This window comes from Actinomyces sp. 2119 (assembly GCF_003591215.1).
GTDB classification, from domain to species: domain Bacteria; phylum Actinomycetota; class Actinomycetes; order Actinomycetales; family Actinomycetaceae; genus Actinomyces; species Actinomyces lilanjuaniae.
In genome coordinates, this window is sequence record NZ_QYRR01000006.1 from 16,512 (window position 1) to 31,634 (window position 15,123).

General features: G+C 69.1%; 15 protein-coding genes. 10 read left to right on the top strand and 5 right to left on the bottom strand.

Features of this window, described 5'->3' with window-relative positions; translation table 11 throughout:
* The first annotated feature begins 151 nt into the window (after window positions 1-151).
* The 4 genes from D4740_RS08140 to D4740_RS08160 all read left to right on the top strand — a co-directional run bounded on the left by D4740_RS08140 (window position 152) and on the right by D4740_RS08160 (window position 2,856).
* On the top strand, window positions 152-658 hold the full coding sequence (locus D4740_RS08140; protein WP_119836453.1) for a DUF2505 domain-containing protein: 507 nt from the start codon (window positions 152-154) through the stop codon (window positions 656-658).
* Window positions 659-876: 218 nt separating this feature from the next.
* Complete coding sequence (locus tag D4740_RS08150) at window positions 877-1,320, top strand: OsmC family protein (protein WP_119836454.1); 444 nt, start codon at window positions 877-879, stop codon at window positions 1,318-1,320.
* Window positions 1,310-2,170: a thymidylate synthase gene (locus D4740_RS08155; RefSeq protein WP_119836455.1), complete on the top strand. Its 861-nt coding sequence runs from the start codon at window positions 1,310-1,312 to the stop codon at window positions 2,168-2,170. Before D4740_RS08150 ends, D4740_RS08155 begins: the two co-directional genes overlap by 11 nt.
* A gap of 119 nt (window positions 2,171-2,289) precedes the next feature.
* Entirely contained in the window at window positions 2,290-2,856 is a 567-nt protein-coding gene (locus D4740_RS08160) for a dihydrofolate reductase (protein ID WP_119836456.1), read from the top strand.
* Window positions 2,857-2,895: 39 nt separating this feature from the next.
* Here D4740_RS08160 and D4740_RS08165 read toward each other — a convergent pair whose 3' ends face one another.
* Window positions 2,896-3,966, bottom strand: a complete 1,071-nt coding sequence (locus D4740_RS08165) for a LacI family DNA-binding transcriptional regulator (protein ID WP_243106685.1) — start codon at window positions 3,964-3,966, stop codon at window positions 2,896-2,898.
* Between the two features lie 239 nt (window positions 3,967-4,205).
* On the opposite strand from D4740_RS08165, the gene D4740_RS08170 reads away from it, so the two are divergent.
* From D4740_RS08170 to D4740_RS08180, 3 genes are read left to right on the top strand one after another with little or no spacing between them, the layout of a single operon-like run.
* Window positions 4,206-5,300 (top strand): Gfo/Idh/MocA family oxidoreductase, encoded by a 1,095-nt coding sequence (locus D4740_RS08170; protein WP_119836457.1) that lies wholly within the window; start codon window positions 4,206-4,208, stop codon window positions 5,298-5,300.
* Window positions 5,297-6,136 carry a TIM barrel protein gene (locus D4740_RS08175; protein ID WP_119836458.1) on the top strand — a complete coding sequence of 280 codons (840 nt, stop codon included), beginning with the start codon at window positions 5,297-5,299 and terminating at the stop codon, window positions 6,134-6,136. Before D4740_RS08170 ends, D4740_RS08175 begins: the two co-directional genes overlap by 4 nt.
* Complete coding sequence (locus tag D4740_RS08180) at window positions 6,133-7,542, top strand: sugar porter family MFS transporter (protein WP_119836459.1); 1,410 nt, start codon at window positions 6,133-6,135, stop codon at window positions 7,540-7,542. The genes D4740_RS08175 and D4740_RS08180 overlap by 4 nt, the downstream gene beginning before the upstream one ends.
* 228 nt (window positions 7,543-7,770) lie before the next feature.
* Here the strand turns inward: D4740_RS08180 and D4740_RS08185 are convergent, their stop codons facing one another.
* The 4 genes from D4740_RS08185 to D4740_RS08200 are packed head-to-tail and all read right to left on the bottom strand — an operon-like array spanning window position 7,771 to window position 11,073.
* Window positions 7,771-8,769, bottom strand: coding sequence for an ABC transporter substrate-binding protein (locus D4740_RS08185; protein WP_119836460.1), 999 nt, complete (start codon window positions 8,767-8,769; stop codon window positions 7,771-7,773).
* Window positions 8,766-9,446: an ABC transporter permease gene (locus D4740_RS08190; protein WP_119836461.1), complete on the bottom strand. Its 681-nt coding sequence runs from the start codon at window positions 9,444-9,446 to the stop codon at window positions 8,766-8,768. Before D4740_RS08190 ends, D4740_RS08185 begins: the two co-directional genes overlap by 4 nt.
* Window positions 9,443-10,189 carry an ABC transporter permease gene (locus D4740_RS08195; protein ID WP_119836462.1) on the bottom strand — a complete coding sequence of 249 codons (747 nt, stop codon included), beginning with the start codon at window positions 10,187-10,189 and terminating at the stop codon, window positions 9,443-9,445. Before D4740_RS08195 ends, D4740_RS08190 begins: the two co-directional genes overlap by 4 nt.
* Window positions 10,186-11,073, bottom strand: coding sequence for an ABC transporter ATP-binding protein (locus D4740_RS08200; RefSeq protein ID WP_119836463.1), 888 nt, complete (start codon window positions 11,071-11,073; stop codon window positions 10,186-10,188). Before D4740_RS08200 ends, D4740_RS08195 begins: the two co-directional genes overlap by 4 nt.
* A 119-nt stretch (window positions 11,074-11,192) precedes the next feature.
* Between D4740_RS08200 and D4740_RS08205 the strand changes: the two genes are divergently transcribed.
* The 3 genes from D4740_RS08205 (at window position 11,193) to acs (ending at window position 15,109) form a co-directional block, all read left to right on the top strand.
* Window positions 11,193-11,867, top strand: a complete 675-nt coding sequence (locus D4740_RS08205) for a PadR family transcriptional regulator (RefSeq protein ID WP_119836464.1) — start codon at window positions 11,193-11,195, stop codon at window positions 11,865-11,867.
* 1 nt (window position 11,868) lies between these two features.
* Window positions 11,869-12,918: a zinc-binding dehydrogenase gene (locus tag D4740_RS08210; RefSeq protein WP_205570037.1), complete on the top strand. Its 1,050-nt coding sequence runs from the start codon at window positions 11,869-11,871 to the stop codon at window positions 12,916-12,918.
* 217 nt (window positions 12,919-13,135) lie between these two features.
* Window positions 13,136-15,109, top strand: a complete 1,974-nt coding sequence (acs, locus tag D4740_RS08215; RefSeq protein ID WP_259390751.1) for an acetate--CoA ligase — start codon at window positions 13,136-13,138, stop codon at window positions 15,107-15,109.
* The last annotated feature ends 14 nt before the right edge of the window (window positions 15,110-15,123 follow it).

A 15,123-nucleotide genomic window follows, 5' to 3' on the forward strand; every position in this document is an offset into this window, starting at 1 on the left:
TGCCCTCGTCCCCAGGCTGGCAGGGGCAGCCCGGGCCCTCGGGGCCCGACCCGGCTGCTCGGGCAGAGCACCTGAGGAAGTCACGAAAACTAGATGAAGATCTCCAGTGAAACATCGACATGCGCGGCGACCGGCATGGCAAGATCCTCGCATGAGGAAGACGATCACCATCACCTACCCCGCCCCTCCCGCCCGAGCCGCCGCGATGCTCGCCGACCCCAGCTACCAGGACCTCCGCGTGGAACGGCTCGGTCTCGACGACGCCTCCGCCACAGTCACGCCGGACGGCCAGGGCAGTGACCACGGTTTTGTTACCACAATCACCGGCAGCGTGCCGCCCTCCCGGCTGCCCGCTGCCGCGGCACGGCTTGTCCGGTCCGGGGTCAGCTTCACAGTCTCCGAGACGTGGGGAGCGGCAGCCGCCGACGGCTCCCGGACGGGAAGCTATGACATTGACGTCAAGGGAGCACCGGTCAAGGTGGCGGCCACGGCCACCATGGCACCGGCCGGGGACGCCACCACTGTCACCGTCGACGTTGACCTAGAGGTCACGGTGCCACTGGTCGGCAAGAGCATTGAGGAGAGGGCTGCCTCCCGGGTGGGCCGAGTCGTCGAGGACGAGGAGAAGCGCGCCGCGACCTGGCTCGCGCAGCACTGACCCCTGATCTAGCCGGCCCCCTTCTCACGGGCACTTCGCGGCTACCACCGCCGGGGGCGGCCCGGCCACCAGATGCAGCTGGGCCGCCCCCGACTGACCCGGCCGCGACCGGACGCGTCCTGATCTGGAGGCCGGACCGGCACAATCCCGTGTCCGCTGTGCGCGCATCACACGCTGTGGCATAGAGCCCGCTCAGCCGTACGTGGCACGATCACCGCATGAGCGAGCACAGTGCTACCACACCCCCTCCTCCGTCCGCAGTCTGGGCTGAGCGGGTAGGGACCCGCCAGTACGTTGGCCGCAATGCCAACGGGGCCGAGGTCAGGGTAGGAATGGGACCGGGTGAGTTCTCCCCTGGGGAGCTACTGAAGATAGCCCTGGCGACCTGCAACACCTTGTCAGCCGACCACCGTCTCGCCAAGGCCCTCGGAGACGACTTCGCCGCGACCGTCGGATGCTCCTCGGTCAAGAACGAGGAGGAGGAGCGCTACGAGTCCCTCCAGGTAGAGATCGTCACCGACCTGTCCGCCCTGGACTCTGACAAGCGCCAGCTCCTGGCTCACAGGGTGGAGGGCGCGATCGAGAGGTCCTGCACCGTCGGCCACACGATCGAGAAGGGAGCCACGGTCTCCCTGGACATCGTCGACCCGGATGAGGACTAAGCGCTACCCGGCACTGGCCGAGCTGGGACTCCACCCGCCGGCACAGGTCGACGTCGCCTACGAGAACCTCCTGGCCGAGGTCCTCACCCACGGTGCCGCCAAGCGGGACCGGACAGGCACCGGTACCCGGTCCCTGTTCGCCCGCCAGCTGCGCTACGCCCTGGCAGACGGGTTCCCTCGCCTCACGACAAAGTTCGTGGCTATGAAGGCCGTCAAGGGCGAGCTGCTCTGGTTCTTGCAGGGGCGCAGCAACGTGGGCTGGCTCCAGGAGCGCGGTATCCGCATCTGGGACGAGTGGGCCGGTGCCGACGGCGAGCTGGGCCCCGTCTACGGGGTCCAATGGCGCTCCTGGCCCACCAGGGACAAGGGGGTCATCGACCAGATCAGTGAACTGCTTACCACCCTGCGCACCGATCCTGACTCCCGCCGCATGATCGTCACCGCCTGGAACGTCTCTGAGCTCGATGCCATGGCTCTGCCCCCCTGCCACGCCTTCTTCCAGTGCTATGTCAGCGAGGGTCGGCTGAGCCTCCAGGTCTACCAGCGCAGTGCCGACCTGTTCCTGGGCGTCCCGTTCAACATCGCCTCCTACGCCCTACTGACCCACATGCTGGCGCAGCAGGCGGACCTGGAGCCCGGGGAGCTCGTCTGGACCGGCGGGGACTGCCACATCTACGACAACCACGTGGAGCAGGTGCGTGAGCAGCTGTCCCGGGTTCCCCAGTCCTTCCCCTTTCCGGTGCTGCGCCTGGAGCGTGCCGCCTCGATCGACTCCTACACCATGGACGACATTGACGCCTCCCGCGGATACCGTCACCACCCCGCTATCACAGCTCCTGTCGCCGTGTGAGCGGCAGCAGTGTGAGCGCAGGCAGTCAGGTGCAGCAGCAGCGGGAGGAGGACGCAGTTGTGACAGGCCACCCGCTCCCGTCGTGCTCTGCCTCCTGGGCGAAGCCCGGCAGGTTGGGCATGATCTGGGCGCAGGACACCACCGGCCTGCTGGGAGCCGACGGCGGCATGCTGTGGCGGGTGCCGGCCGACTTCCAGCACTTCAGAGCCGCCACCCTGGGCTGCGGCGTCGTCATGGGGCGCAGGACGTGGGAGTCCCTGCCCGGCCCCCTGACCGGGCGCCGCAACGTCGTCCTCACCAGCAGAGCCTCCTGGCACGCCGAGGGCGCGCGCCCCGCCCCCAGCCTGCGCTCGGGCCTGGCAACGGCAGCCGCTGGGGTGCGCGCCCCCGACCCGCGCGAGGGGCATGCCCGGGACCTGCCCCGCCTGTGGGTCATCGGCGGCGGTAGTGTCTACGAGCAGGCTATGGGAGCCGGGCTGCCCGACATCCTGGTGGTGAGCGTGCTAGACCTGGACGCACGCAGCCGCGCCCGGGAGCAGGGGCTGCCGGAGAACTCACTGGTGCGGGCACCGGGCATCAGCACTGAGGAGTGGAGGCTCGATCCAGTGCACTCCGACCCGCCGGGTACGTGGCGGGAACGCTCCGGTGACGCCCGGTGGAGGGTCGAGACCTGGCGGCACCGCTGAACGCTGCGAGGGACGAACCTGACGGGGCGGTCGCACCGCTCAGCGGGCTGGCATGGGTTGGCAGCGGACGCTGGCAACCGCTTCCGTAGGCACGGGCCCAGAGGAGTCACGCGGTACCAGGCGCGGCACCAGGACCTGCTCGCCCGGTAGGTACTGCCTGCCCGTGCGGGCCACGGCCCGCTCAAACGCAGTCCGAGCCATCAGGCGGGTGTCCTGCGCGACTGTCGTCAAGGGGACAAGGGCCGTCACAGCCTGCCCGGAGTCGTCAAACCCAACGACACTCATCTCACCGGGCACGTCCACACCGGCCTGGATAAGGCGGTTGACCACGCCCGTGGCACACCGGTCGTTGAACACGGTCAGGGCGGTTGGCCGCTCCTGCGCCTCCAGCACGTGGGTCGCGGCTCGCACCCCGTCAACCTCCTCGGTCCCACCACGGACCACCGAGGCCTGCCCCGCCAGCCCGTGAGCATCCATCGCCGACAGGTAGCCTGCGACTCGCTCGACCGAGCTCGGAGCACCAGCGCCGTCAATATGAGTGATACGACGATGACCGAGCTCGCGAAGATGATCAACAGCCAACGTTATACCACCACTGTCGTCAATGCGGACGACGTCGACCCCCTCGACCCGCAGGGGGCGGGCGACCGCGACGACCGGGATCTCGGCGGCCAGCGACTCCAGGCGGGCAGGGCGCACAGTGGGTCCCACCATGACCAGCGCCTCACAGCGGTCGCGCAGCAGCGGCTCAGCAGCCTCGACGTCGTCCGTACCCCTGACCACGCCGCCCAGGACGAGCTCGTAGCCGCTGTCTCCCGCCGCCTGGTAGAGCCCCTCGACAAGATCGGCGTGGAAGGGGTGGTGAATACGGAAGGTGACGCCGATGAGCCCGGAGTGGACCCGGCGCAGGCCTCGCGCCCGCTGGTCCGGACGGTACCCCAGGCGGTCGGCCACGGCCTTGACCCGCGCACGCGTGACCTCGGAGGCGCCAGGAGCCCCGCGCATGACGATTGAAGCCAGGGAGACGGAGCAGCTGGCCTCACGGGCCACATCGACGAGGGTGACCTGACCGCGCGACCCGCTGCCGCGCCCCTTGCCACGTGGTACCACAGCTGCTCCTCCCGACGCACCAGCCGCCCCGAGCGGACCCGGCTGACAAAGACGGCTAGAACAACTAGAACGTTGTAGCCCCAACCTACAGACTAATCCCCGCGATCTCAAGGGTCACTGCGGTTGTCGTGCAGACATCACCGTCTTCTCTTGTCCTGACAATCTAGCACGTACTAGTGTGACGTGGCACAGGTCCTCGGCAACGGTGCACCTGGCACCACGAGACAAAGGAGTCGTCCATGACCTCACCCGCCCCTCACCCACTTAGCAGCTCCCCCGACAGTTCCGCTGCCAGACCCACCGCCTCTGCAAGAGTCAGGGCCGCCCTGGTAGGGGCCGGGCGCATCGGCTCCCACCACGCCCGAGCACTGGCCCGGGAGGTCCCCGGGGCAGAGCTGACGACCGTGGTCGACCCCCGAGCCGAGGCCGCCCAGGCCCTGGCCACCGAGCTCGGCGCCCAGGCTGTCCCCACTATTGAGGACGCCCTGGCTGAGGACAACCTCGACGCGGTGCTCGTCACCACCCCGGCGGCGCTGCACACCCCGGCCATCACCGCCGCAGCCAGGGCCGGCAAGCACGTCTTCACCGAGAAGCCGATCACGACGACGATCGAGGACGCGCACACGGTGATCGAGGCCTGCCGCGACGCCGGTGTTCACCTCCAGGTCGGTTTCAACCGGCGGTTTGCCCCTGGGTTCGCCGCCGCCCGTCAGGCCGTGGAGGACGGGCGCGTCGGGCAGGTTCGGCTCATGCGCTCGGTGACCCGCGACCCGGGACCGTTCACGGCGGACCCGTCGCGTATTGCCAGGGGCACGATCTTCCTGGAGACCCTCATCCACGACTTCGACACGCTCCTGTGGCTCAACCCCGGCGCCGAGGTCGTCTCCGTGTACGCCCACGCCGACGCCCTGGTACGCCCCGACGCCAAGGCGGACGGCTTCCTGGACACCGCCGTGGTCACCATCGTCTTCGACAACGGCGCCACTGCCGTGGCCGAGGCCTGCTTCGAGGCCTCCTACGGCTACGACGTGCGCGGTGAGGTCCTGGGAGCATCCGGCATGGTCACCATGGGCAGCGCACGCACCAGCGACATGACCTACTTCGGTTCCCAGGGCGCCGCCTGGGACACCTCCCGGGCGGACACCGACCTGCTGCACACTGCCTACGTCGCCGAGCTCGACGCCTTCGTACGCACGGTACGCGGGGAGGACGTCGTCACTCCCGGAGGCCTTCCCGGCCCCGAGGCGGGTCTCGCCTCCCTGCGCGTGGCCCGTGCCGCCATCACGTCAGCCAGCCAGAACCGCACTGTCACGCTTGAGGAGATCCCCGCATGAACGCCTTCAGCCTTGCTGCCTGCGCCGAGATGATCTACCTGGACCGCCCTTTCCTGGAACGCGTCGAGGCCATCGCCGGCCACGGGGTCGACGTAGAGATCTGGGACTGGACTACCAAGGACCTGGACGCCCTGGCCGCTACCGGCGTGCCTGTCGTCTCCATGACCGGCTACGTCGAGGGCGACCTCACCACCGAGGAGGGCACTGCCCGGTTCCTGTCCACCGCTGAGGAGTCCCTGCGTGCTGCCGAGCGGCTGTCCTGCCCCGTCCTCAACGTCCACGGCACCGGTCTGGGCGAGGGCGGCATCCCCGTGGTCGCCAACGAGCACCCCACGCCCGCCGACTGGCTGCGTGCTGCGGACACCCTGCGCCGCCTGGCCGAGCTGGGGCAGCGCGAGGGGCGCGTGTTCACCCTGGAGAACCTCAACCTGCCCGTGGACCACCCCGGCTGCCCCTTTGCTCTGGCCCGCGACACGCGCACCCTGGTCCAGGCAGTGGACTCCCCCTGGCTGCGGATGAACCTGGACCTCTACCACGCCCAGATCGGCGAGGGGAACCTCATCGAGCTGTGCCGACAGTCCCTGCCCTGGGTCGGAGAGATCCAGGTGGCTGACGTCCCCGGCCGAGCCCAACCTGGCACCGGGGAGATCAACTACCGAGCGGTGGCCCTGGCCCTGGCTGAGGCAGGCTACCGAGGCAACATCGGCATGGAGGCCTGGGCGAGGGGCGACGGGGAAGACGGATCTACCTCCGTCTCTGACGCCGCCCTGGAGGAGTTCATCCGTACCTTCACCGTCAAGGCCAGCGACGGGGCCACTGACAGGGCTGAGTCATGAGCACCGCCACTCACGTGCCTGCCACCAGCCAGCGCCAGGTGGACCGCAGGCTGTTCGCCATCCGCTCCATCGCCACCCTGGGTGGCCTCCTGTTCGGCTACGACACCGGGGTCATCTCCGGGGCCCTGCCCTTCCTGAGGAACCCGGTCTCCGAGGGCGGCCTGGGCCTGGACTCCTTTGACGAGTCGGTCGTCACCGCCGCCCTGACCGTGGGGGCGGCCGTGGGCGCGCTCGTGGGCGGCCGCCTGTCCGACCGGTACGGGCGCAAGAGGAACATCATGACGGTCGCCGTCATCTTCCTCGTGGGCGCCCTGGGCTGCTCCCTGTCACCCTCCATGGGGATCCTCACGGTGTCCCGGTTCGTCCTGGGCCTGGCCGTGGGCGGCGCGTCCGCCACCGTCCCGGTCTACCTCTCCGAGATCTCCCCGGTGGAGATCCGCGGGACCATGGTCTCACGCAACGAGCTGATGATCGTCACCGGCCAGCTCCTGGCCTACACCAGCAACGCCGTCATCGCCACGGCGTGGCCGGGCGCCAACGCCTGGCGGTGGATGCTGGTCCTGGCCACGCTGCCCGCCATCGGGCTGTGGATCGGTATCCACCTGCTGCCGGAGTCTCCGCGCTGGCTGGCTGACAAGGGCCGGGCACAGGAGATGTGGGACGTCCTCAACGAGGTGCGTACGCCTGACACCGTCAAGGGCGAGGGCGAGGACATCCTCCACCGCGTGGAGGAGGAGCGAGCCATGGGCAAGGGCTCCTGGGCGGACCTGCGGGTGCCCTGGATCCGCAGGATCACCTTCATTGGGATCGGGCTGGCCTTCCTGTCCCAGCTTACCGGGGTCAACGGCATCATGTACTACGCCCCCACGATCCTCATCTCTACCGGCCTGGGAGCCCAGGCCTCGATCGTGGCCACGATCGCCAACGGGGTGGTCTCGGTGATCTCGGTCTACATCGGTATCGCCTTCTTCCTCAAGCGGCTGCCCAGGCGGCGCATGATCCTGACCGGGCAGACCGGCTGCGTGGCCTCGCTCCTGGCGCTGTGGCTGACCTTCCTGCTGCCGGAGTCCACTGCCCGCAGCTACCTGGTGCTGCTGTTCATGCTGACCTTCCTGTTCTTCATGCAGTGCTTCATCGGGGTGACCTTCTGGCTCATGCTCGCCGAGATCTTCCCCATGCGGGTGCGCGGCCTGGCCAACGGGGTGGCCGTGTTCTCCAACTGGGTGGGCAACATCATCGTGGCCTTCACCTTCCCCAACCTCATTGAGCTGGTCCAGGGCAACGTGTTCCTTATCTTCGCCCTGGTCAACCTGGGGTCCCTGGCCTTCTACGCCCGGTTCCTGCCGGAGACCAAGGGACACAGCCTGGAGGAGCTCGAGCGCATCTTCGAGAAGCGCTATTCCTGAGCCCGTTCCGCCCCAGACCGTGCCGTCCCACCGCCCTGTCGGCCCGTGTGGGGCGGCACGGCTGCGCGCAGGCGGCTACGCCCCTGCTCCTAGCCCCCCAAGCCGCGCCCCAGGCGCATCCCCCAGGCGCATCCAGAGCCGGAGGTCACCTCGGAGCCTGGAACCTCCCCACCCTGACCGCAGGGGACAACTGACCACCGCCACCGCACGTGGTACCAGCGTCGGCTCTCAGGCCACCAGCCCTTTGTCCGCCAGCCAGGAGGAGGCGATGACATCGGAGCCCAGCTGCTCATCCCTGGAGCGGGTGGTCAGAGCACGTAGCTCCTCGGTGGTCAGCAGGGCCGAGACTGCGTTGATCGCGTCGACGGCTGCCTGCGGCAGGGAGCTAGCCACCAGCGGTATAACGTTCTGTGGCAGGATCAGCCCCTCCGGGTCCTCCAGGACCACCAGGTCGTTGGCCTCAATGGCGGGGTCGGCAGTGTAGATGTCGGCGACGTCCACGCTGCCGTCCAGGAGGGCAGCGAGCGTCATCGGGCCGCCGGAGTCCTCGACCGGCTGGACCTGCACGTCCACCCCGTAAATCTCCTTGGCGCCCTCCGGCCCGTAGGGACGCTCCTCGAACTCCGAGTTGGCGGCGACGCTGACGGTACGACCTAGCGTGGCCAGGTCCCCGATCGAGGTCAGAGAGTGCTCCTGGGCGAAGTCCCTGGTCACCGTGTAGGAGTCCTGGTCGCTGGCCTGGGCCGCCTCCAGGACCATGAGGCCCTCGGGCAGGACACCCGGCAGCGCCTCCTGGACCGCCTGGGCGTCACCAGCCGTCGTCTGGGAGTCGTAGAACTGCAGGAGGTTCCCGCTGTACTCCGGTATGACGGTCACACTTGCCGACTCCAGCTCGCTCAGGTACGTCTCACGCTGGCTGATCCGGTACTCCCGGCTGACCGTGAGCCCGGCGTCCTCCATGGCCTGGGCGTAGAGCTCGGCGATGATCTCGTTGGAGTCGCTCTGCTGGCTACCCACGACGACCGTGCCGTCACCGGGGGCCGAGGCCCCGGTACCCCCGGCCAGAGGGTCGGAGTCGGAGCAGGCGGACAGGACCGCAGCAGCCGCGAGAAGACCGCCGCCGCCCAGGAGACGGCGGCGGCTCACTGCGGACCGTACGGCTGGTTCCGTCGAGGCAGGTACAGGACCAGGCAGGCTGCTGGCCCCCGTGCCGGGGGAAGTTGTCATGGCTGTTCCTTTCGGTTGCGGCGCACGCTGGCCGGGGCCAGGACGCGCTGGAGGAGGGAGAAGAAGGTCTCCGAGGCCAGTGCCACGGCGATGACCAGGAGCGCCGAGGCAAGCATCATGTCGTAGCGCTGCGTCCTGAGCCCCAGGAACATGAGACGCCCCAGGCCTCCGGCCCCGGTGTAGGCGGCGAGGGTGGCCGTGGCCACGACCTGGAGGCTAGCCGAGCGCAGGCCGCCGACGAGCAGCGGGGCTCCCAGGGGGACCTCGACGCGGGTGAGGACCTGCAGCTCGGTCATGCCGCAGGAGCGCGCCCCGTCCACGGCCCCGGTGTCGGCGGAGCGCACACCGCTCGTGGCCCCGGCCAGGACGCTGGGCAGGGCCAGGACGACCAGGGCGATCATGGGCGCGGCAAGCCCGATGCCAAGAAGGAGACCGAGCAGGGTGACCAGCCCCAGGGTAGGCAGGGCGCGCACTGCGCCGGACAGGCCCTGGACCCAGGTGGTCCCGCGCCCGCTGTGGCCGACCCACCAGCCCGCAGGAACCCCGATGAGCGAGGCAAGTCCCACCGCCATGAGGGAGTAGCCCACGTGCTGAGTCAGGAGCGTGCCGAGGGCCAGCCTCCCCGACCAGCTATCCGGGCTGAGGAGGTAGGCCAGCGCCTCAAGCAGGAGAGTCATGACTGCACCCCCGCGCCCCCCGGCGCGCGAGGAGCGGTCTCGCCACCTCGGCTGCCGATAACGTCAGCAGCGGCAGCGGAGGCGTCCTCCCCAGCAGCGCCCGTCGCTGCCCCGGCGACGGTCCAGGGCATGAGCACCCGTCCGGCCCCCAGGACAAGGAGGTCCAGGACCAGGGCCACGGCTGCGGTGAGCAGGATGCCCACGAGGACCTCAGCCTGAATGCCGCGCTGGAACCCGTCGGTGAACAACCACCCCAGGCTGCGCACACCCAGGACGGCGCCGACCGTGGTCAGGGAGATGGTGGACACGCACACCACCCGCAGCCCGGTGAGGACGGCCGGGCCGGCCAGCGCCAGCTCGACGGTGAGAAAGCGGCGCACCGGCCCCACCCCCATGGCGGTGGCCGCATCGAGGACGCGGGGGTCCACCGCGTCCAGGGCGTCCACGGCAGCAGGCACCATGATCGCCAGCCCGTAGAGGGTCAGGGCGACCACGACGTTGACCACGCTGCGCACACCGGTCCCCAGGATAAGGGGCAGGATGATAAGCAGCGGGAGGGAGGGGACGGCGTAGAGCAGGGAGGATCCCCCCACGAGCAGTCTGCGCAGCAGCACCGTGTGCTGGGCCAGCCGGGCCAGCGGCAGGGCCAGGACCAGCGTGGCCACGACGGCGGGCAGGGCCTGGGCCAGGTGCGCGGTGAGGTACCCCAGGATCGTGGGGATGTTGGCGAGGAACCAGGTCACGGCAGCGCTCCGAGGGGCCGGGAGGGCTCAGGTGCCGCAGGCTCCAGCCGACCCAGGACCCGCCCGGCCTCGTCCAGGACCACCCGTTGCTCAGCCCGCTCCTCCAGGCGTAGGCGGCGGTCGGTGTCGTCAAGCCCCAGGAAGCGGACCACAAAGTCGTCGGCCGGGGTGGTCAGCAGCTCGGTCCCGCTGCCCCTCTGGGCGACCTGGGCACCCTGGCGCAGGAGAATGATCTCGTCCCCTAGCGCCAGGGCCTCGTCCACGTCGTGGGTAATGAACAGGATCGTCTTGCCCAGGCCGCGCTGGACACGGAGCAGCTCCTGCTGGAGCTCACGGCGCACCAGGGGGTCCACGGCGCCGAAGGGCTCGTCCATGAGCAGGATGCCGGGGTCAGCGGCCAGCGCCCGGGCGACCCCGACCCGCTGGGCCTGCCCCCCGGAGAGCTGGTGGGGGTAGCGCTCGGAGAGGTCACGGCTCAGCCCCAGGACGTCCATGAGCTCCAGCGCCCTGTCACGCGCACGGCTCCTGTCCTGGCCGTTGAGGCGGGGCACCAGGGTGATGTTGTCGATGACGCGGCGGTGGGGCAGCAGGCCCGCGTTCTGCATGACGTAGCCGGTACGGCGGCGCAGGCTCACGGCGTCGCTGGCCGCGACGTCATCACCGTCAACAAGAACCGCCCCGCTGCTGGGCTCGACCATGCGGTTGACCATGCGTAGGAGCGTGGTCTTGCCGCAGCCTGAGGAACCTAGCAGGACGGTGGTGGTTCCGGCGGCGACCCGGGCCGAGAAGGAGTCCACGGCGAGGGCGCCCTCTCCTGCACGACGTCCTCCCCTGTGGCCAGGGTAGCGCTTCGTGACGGACCTGAACTCGATGGTGCTGCTCATGAGAGGCAGCGTCCTCCTCTCGCGACGTCGCCAGGCTGCCCCCGACGACTGCGTGGCAGGAACCGTACCAGGTATCGGCTTCTATGTCGATACGATATATTTTGATGTATCGTAGTGTCGTGCTTGACCTGCAGATCCTGGGCTTCCTTGATGACGGCCCCCTCCACGGCTATGAGCTGCGGCGCCGTATCCTTGAGCTGGGAGGGCCGGGGACCAGGCTCAGCGCAGGCAGCCTCTACCCCGCCCTGTCCCGCCTGGAGGCCGCTGGCTACCTGACACGTGAGGACGCGGGCACCAGCCGCCGGGTCCGCCGCACACTTACCATCACCGAGTCAGGACGCTCCCGCCTTCACCAGATACTGCGCGACACCAGCGGGGCCGACCTGGAGTCGCAGCCGCGCTTCCTCACAGTCCTGGCATTCCTGTCCCGCCTGCCCCCCGAGGAGCAGCGGGAGGTGCTGCGCCGCCGCATGGAGGTTCTGCAGACCCCTCCGGCCTTCTTCTACGACGACGGGCGGCCTCGCCGCCAGGCCGAGGAGGCAGACCCCTACCGGCAGGGCATGATCACGATAGCCAGCGCCGCCCGCCGGGCGGAGATCACCTGGCTCAGACAGGTGCTGGAGGAGCCGGGCACAACGGTAGCGGCGGACCCGACGGCCGGGCGCACCACGCCCGGCACAGACAGCACCGCTACCACCGGCACCGCAGTCAGCGGGACCAGCCACCCGTCCGGCCGTCGCACCCGCGCGGCCACCACCCGAGCCACCCGAGCCACCCGAGCAAGGAACGCGTGACATGTCCTCATCAGATACCTCCTCCACCCCTTCCTCCACCACGGCCGGCACCTCCGGGCAGGACACGGCACCAGCCACGATGCTGGCCGCACGCCTCAGCGAGCCGGGCTCCGTGGAGAACCTGCAGGTGACCGAGCTGGCCGTCCCGGACCCGCCGCAGGGGTGGGTCCGGCTCAAGGTCATGGCCTTCGGCCTCAACCGCAGCGAGTACCACTCGGTCACAGGCCTTGCCGAGGGCATGACCTTCCCACGGATTCTCGGCATCGAGGCCACGGGCATAGTGGACCTGGACCCCTCCGGCGAGCTCGCACCCGGCACCCAGGCCGCCGCCCTCATGGGCGGCATGGGACGTCAGTTCGACGGAGGCTACGCCCAGTACGTTGTCGTCCCCCGCTCTCAGCTCCTCACCTTCCGCTCCGACCTGCCGTGGGAGATCATCGGAGCCGTCCCCGAGACCCTGCAGACCGCCTACGGATCCCTGACCACGGGCCTGGACCTGCGCCCCGGCCAGACACTGCTGGTCCGGGGAGGGACCTCGGCGCTGGGCCTGGCCGCCGCCGCGCTGGCACTGGAGAAGGGCTGCCGGGTCCTGGCGACCTCCCGGCGCCAGGAGGGACTGGATCTCCTGGCCTCACGCGGGGTGACACCTCTGCTCGACGACGGCGCGGTCGCCTCCCGGGCACGAGAGCTGGCGCCCCAGGGTGTGGACGCCGCCCTGGAGCTGGTAGGCGTGCCCACCCTGCGCGACTCCCTGGAGGCCACTGCCGTACACGGCACGGTGTGCTTCTCCGGCATGCTCTCCGACAGCTGGACGATTCCCGACTTCTACCCCCTGGACTGGATCCCCTTCGGGGTCAGGCTCACCACCTACTCGGGCGGGGCCGAGTCCCTCCCCCAGGGCGAGCTCCAGCGGGTGCTGGACGCTATTGCAACAGGGAGCCTGGACCTGCTCCCCATCCACCCCTACCCCCTGTCACGGATACAAGACGCCCACCGCGCTATCGTCGCAGGAACCCACATCGGCAAGCTGGTCGGCCTTCCCTGGGCCTAGGGGCTTGATGCCGGTCACCGGTGCACCAGGCGACCTCCGGCTCACTGCCGCTCACCAACAGCAGTCGCGCGATACCCGCCTCGTCACGTAGTCTTTGCCACTACCCTGCCAGCCCGGCTGCTGACGGCCCGGTGCGCCCACGCCACGGCAGCGTCAGCGCTAACGGGGTGGTAGCGACACAGCCAGAGTCGGCGCCAGGGACAGCACCAAGGACAACGTGAGCCAAGACGTCAGCGAGGACGTCACCACAACCCTGAGGGGGCACATCATGGCACGTACGCACAAGCAGTCAGCGTCGTCAGCGTCCAGCAACCGGTCTTTTGTCGACCCGCCTGCGCAGGCAGCAGACAACGCCTGGGTCCGCGACTGGAGGGCGCTGGAGGAGGAGGCCCTGGGCGACCCACAGGGCTACTGGGCACGCAGGGCCGAGGAGCTGGAGTGGTCGGCCCCGTGGCACACGGTCCTTGACGACACCGAGGCGCCCTTCTACCGCTGGTTCGTGGGAGCGCGGACCAACATCGTCTCCAGCGCCGTCGACCGGCACCTGGGTACGGCGCGCAAGAACAAGCTGGCCCTCATCTGGGTAGGTGAGGACACCTCCCAGGTGCGCACCTTCTCCTACTTCGCCCTCGGCCGGGAGGTGGAGAGGATGGCCAACATCCTCAAGGCAATGGGAGTGGGCAAGGGCGACGTGGTGACCATCTACCTGCCCCGTATCCCCGAGGTCGTCTTCACCATGCTGGCCTGCGCCAAGATCGGGGCCATCCACTCCGTGGTCTTCGCCGGGTACTCCTCCGAGGCCCTGACCGCCCGGATCGACGACTCCGAGTCCACAGTCGTCGTCACCGCCGACGGGTCATGGGTCAACGGCCGGGTCTTCCCGCTCAAGGACATCATCGACGAGGCAGTGCGCTTCTCCCCCACCGTGCACAACGTCATCGTCGTACGCAACACGGGCAGCGAGGTGACCATGGACCCGATCCGGGACCACTGGTACCACGAGCTGTGCAAGATGCCTGTCGCCAAGGGTCGCTGCGAGACCCTCCAGCTCGACGCCGAGGACCCCCTGTTCATCCTCTACACCTCAGGGTCGACCGGACAGCCCAAGGCGGTGCTGCACTCCCACGGCGGCTACATGGTCGGCACCTACGTCACCCTCCACGACTGCTTCGACATCCATGACGAGGACCGGTGGTGGTGCACCTCGGACCCGGGGTGGATCACCGGGCACAGCTACCTGGTCTACGGCCCCCTGCTGTGCGGAGCCACAGCGTTCATGTACGAGGGTAACCCGACCTACCCCTACCCCGACCGGTGGTGGGACCTCATTGAGCGCTACGGGATCACCTCCTTCTACACTGCCCCCACGGCGATACGCACGCTCATGCGCTTCGGCGAGGCCTGGGTCAGGCGCCACGACCTATCGAGCCTGAGGCTGCTGGGCAGCGTAGGGGAGCCGCTCAACCCCGAGGCCTGGGCGTGGTTCCACCAGGTCGTGGGCCAGGAGCGGTGCCCCATCATCGACACCTGGTGGCAGACGGAGACCGGCATGTTCCAGATCACCACGGTACCGTCGATGCCCATGAAGCCCGGGGCAGCAGGCCGTCCTGTCTTCGGTCAGGAGGCAGCAGTCGTGGACGAGGACGGCAACGAGGTGCCCGACGGAGTCGAGGGCAACCTGGTCCTCAGGCATCCCTGGCCCTCCATGATGCGTACGCTCTACCGTGACCCACAGCGTTACGTGAGCACCTACTGGGAGAAGTACCCCGGCCTCTACCACACAGGAGACTCAGCCAGGCGTGACGCCGACGGATGGTTCTGGATCATCGGGCGCACCGACGACATCATCAAGGTCTCAGGCCACCGCCTGGGTACTGCGGAGGTGGAGTCCGCGCTCGTGTCCCACCCGTCGGTAGTCGAGGCGGCCGCAGTGGGTCTGCCGCACGAGGTCAAGGGGCACGCCGTTCACGTGTCCGTGGTCCTTCTGCCCGGTACCGAACCCACCCGCAGGCTGGAGGCCGAGCTGCGCGAGCACGTGGCAGCCACCCTGTCCCCCATCGCCAAGCCGGACTCCTTCGACTTCCCTGAGAGCCTGCCCAAGACCCGCTCGGGGAAGATCCTGCGACGAGTCCTGCGGGCACGGGCTCTGGGCCAGGACGAGGGCGACCTGACGACCCTGGACGCCAACTAGGGTCCTGCCTGCCC

Coding starts and splice junctions, on each gene's coding strand:
- D4740_RS08210 (WP_205570037.1), top strand. CDS start 11,869: ATGTCCTCATCAGATACCTCCTCCACCCCTTCCTCCACCACGGCCGGC.
- D4740_RS08150 (WP_119836454.1), top strand. CDS start 877: ATGAGCGAGCACAGTGCTACCACACCCCCTCCTCCGTCCGCAGTCTGG.
- D4740_RS08155 (WP_119836455.1), top strand. CDS start 1,310: ATGAGGACTAAGCGCTACCCGGCACTGGCCGAGCTGGGACTCCACCCG.
- D4740_RS08200 (WP_119836463.1), bottom strand. CDS start 11,073: ATGAGCAGCACCATCGAGTTCAGGTCCGTCACGAAGCGCTACCCTGGC.
- D4740_RS08160 (WP_119836456.1), top strand. CDS start 2,290: ATGATCTGGGCGCAGGACACCACCGGCCTGCTGGGAGCCGACGGCGGC.
- D4740_RS08175 (WP_119836458.1), top strand. CDS start 5,297: ATGAACGCCTTCAGCCTTGCTGCCTGCGCCGAGATGATCTACCTGGAC.
- D4740_RS08180 (WP_119836459.1), top strand. CDS start 6,133: ATGAGCACCGCCACTCACGTGCCTGCCACCAGCCAGCGCCAGGTGGAC.
- D4740_RS08185 (WP_119836460.1), bottom strand. CDS start 8,769: ATGACAACTTCCCCCGGCACGGGGGCCAGCAGCCTGCCTGGTCCTGTA.
- D4740_RS08190 (WP_119836461.1), bottom strand. CDS start 9,446: ATGACTCTCCTGCTTGAGGCGCTGGCCTACCTCCTCAGCCCGGATAGC.
- D4740_RS08170 (WP_119836457.1), top strand. CDS start 4,206: ATGACCTCACCCGCCCCTCACCCACTTAGCAGCTCCCCCGACAGTTCC.
- D4740_RS08140 (WP_119836453.1), top strand. CDS start 152: ATGAGGAAGACGATCACCATCACCTACCCCGCCCCTCCCGCCCGAGCC.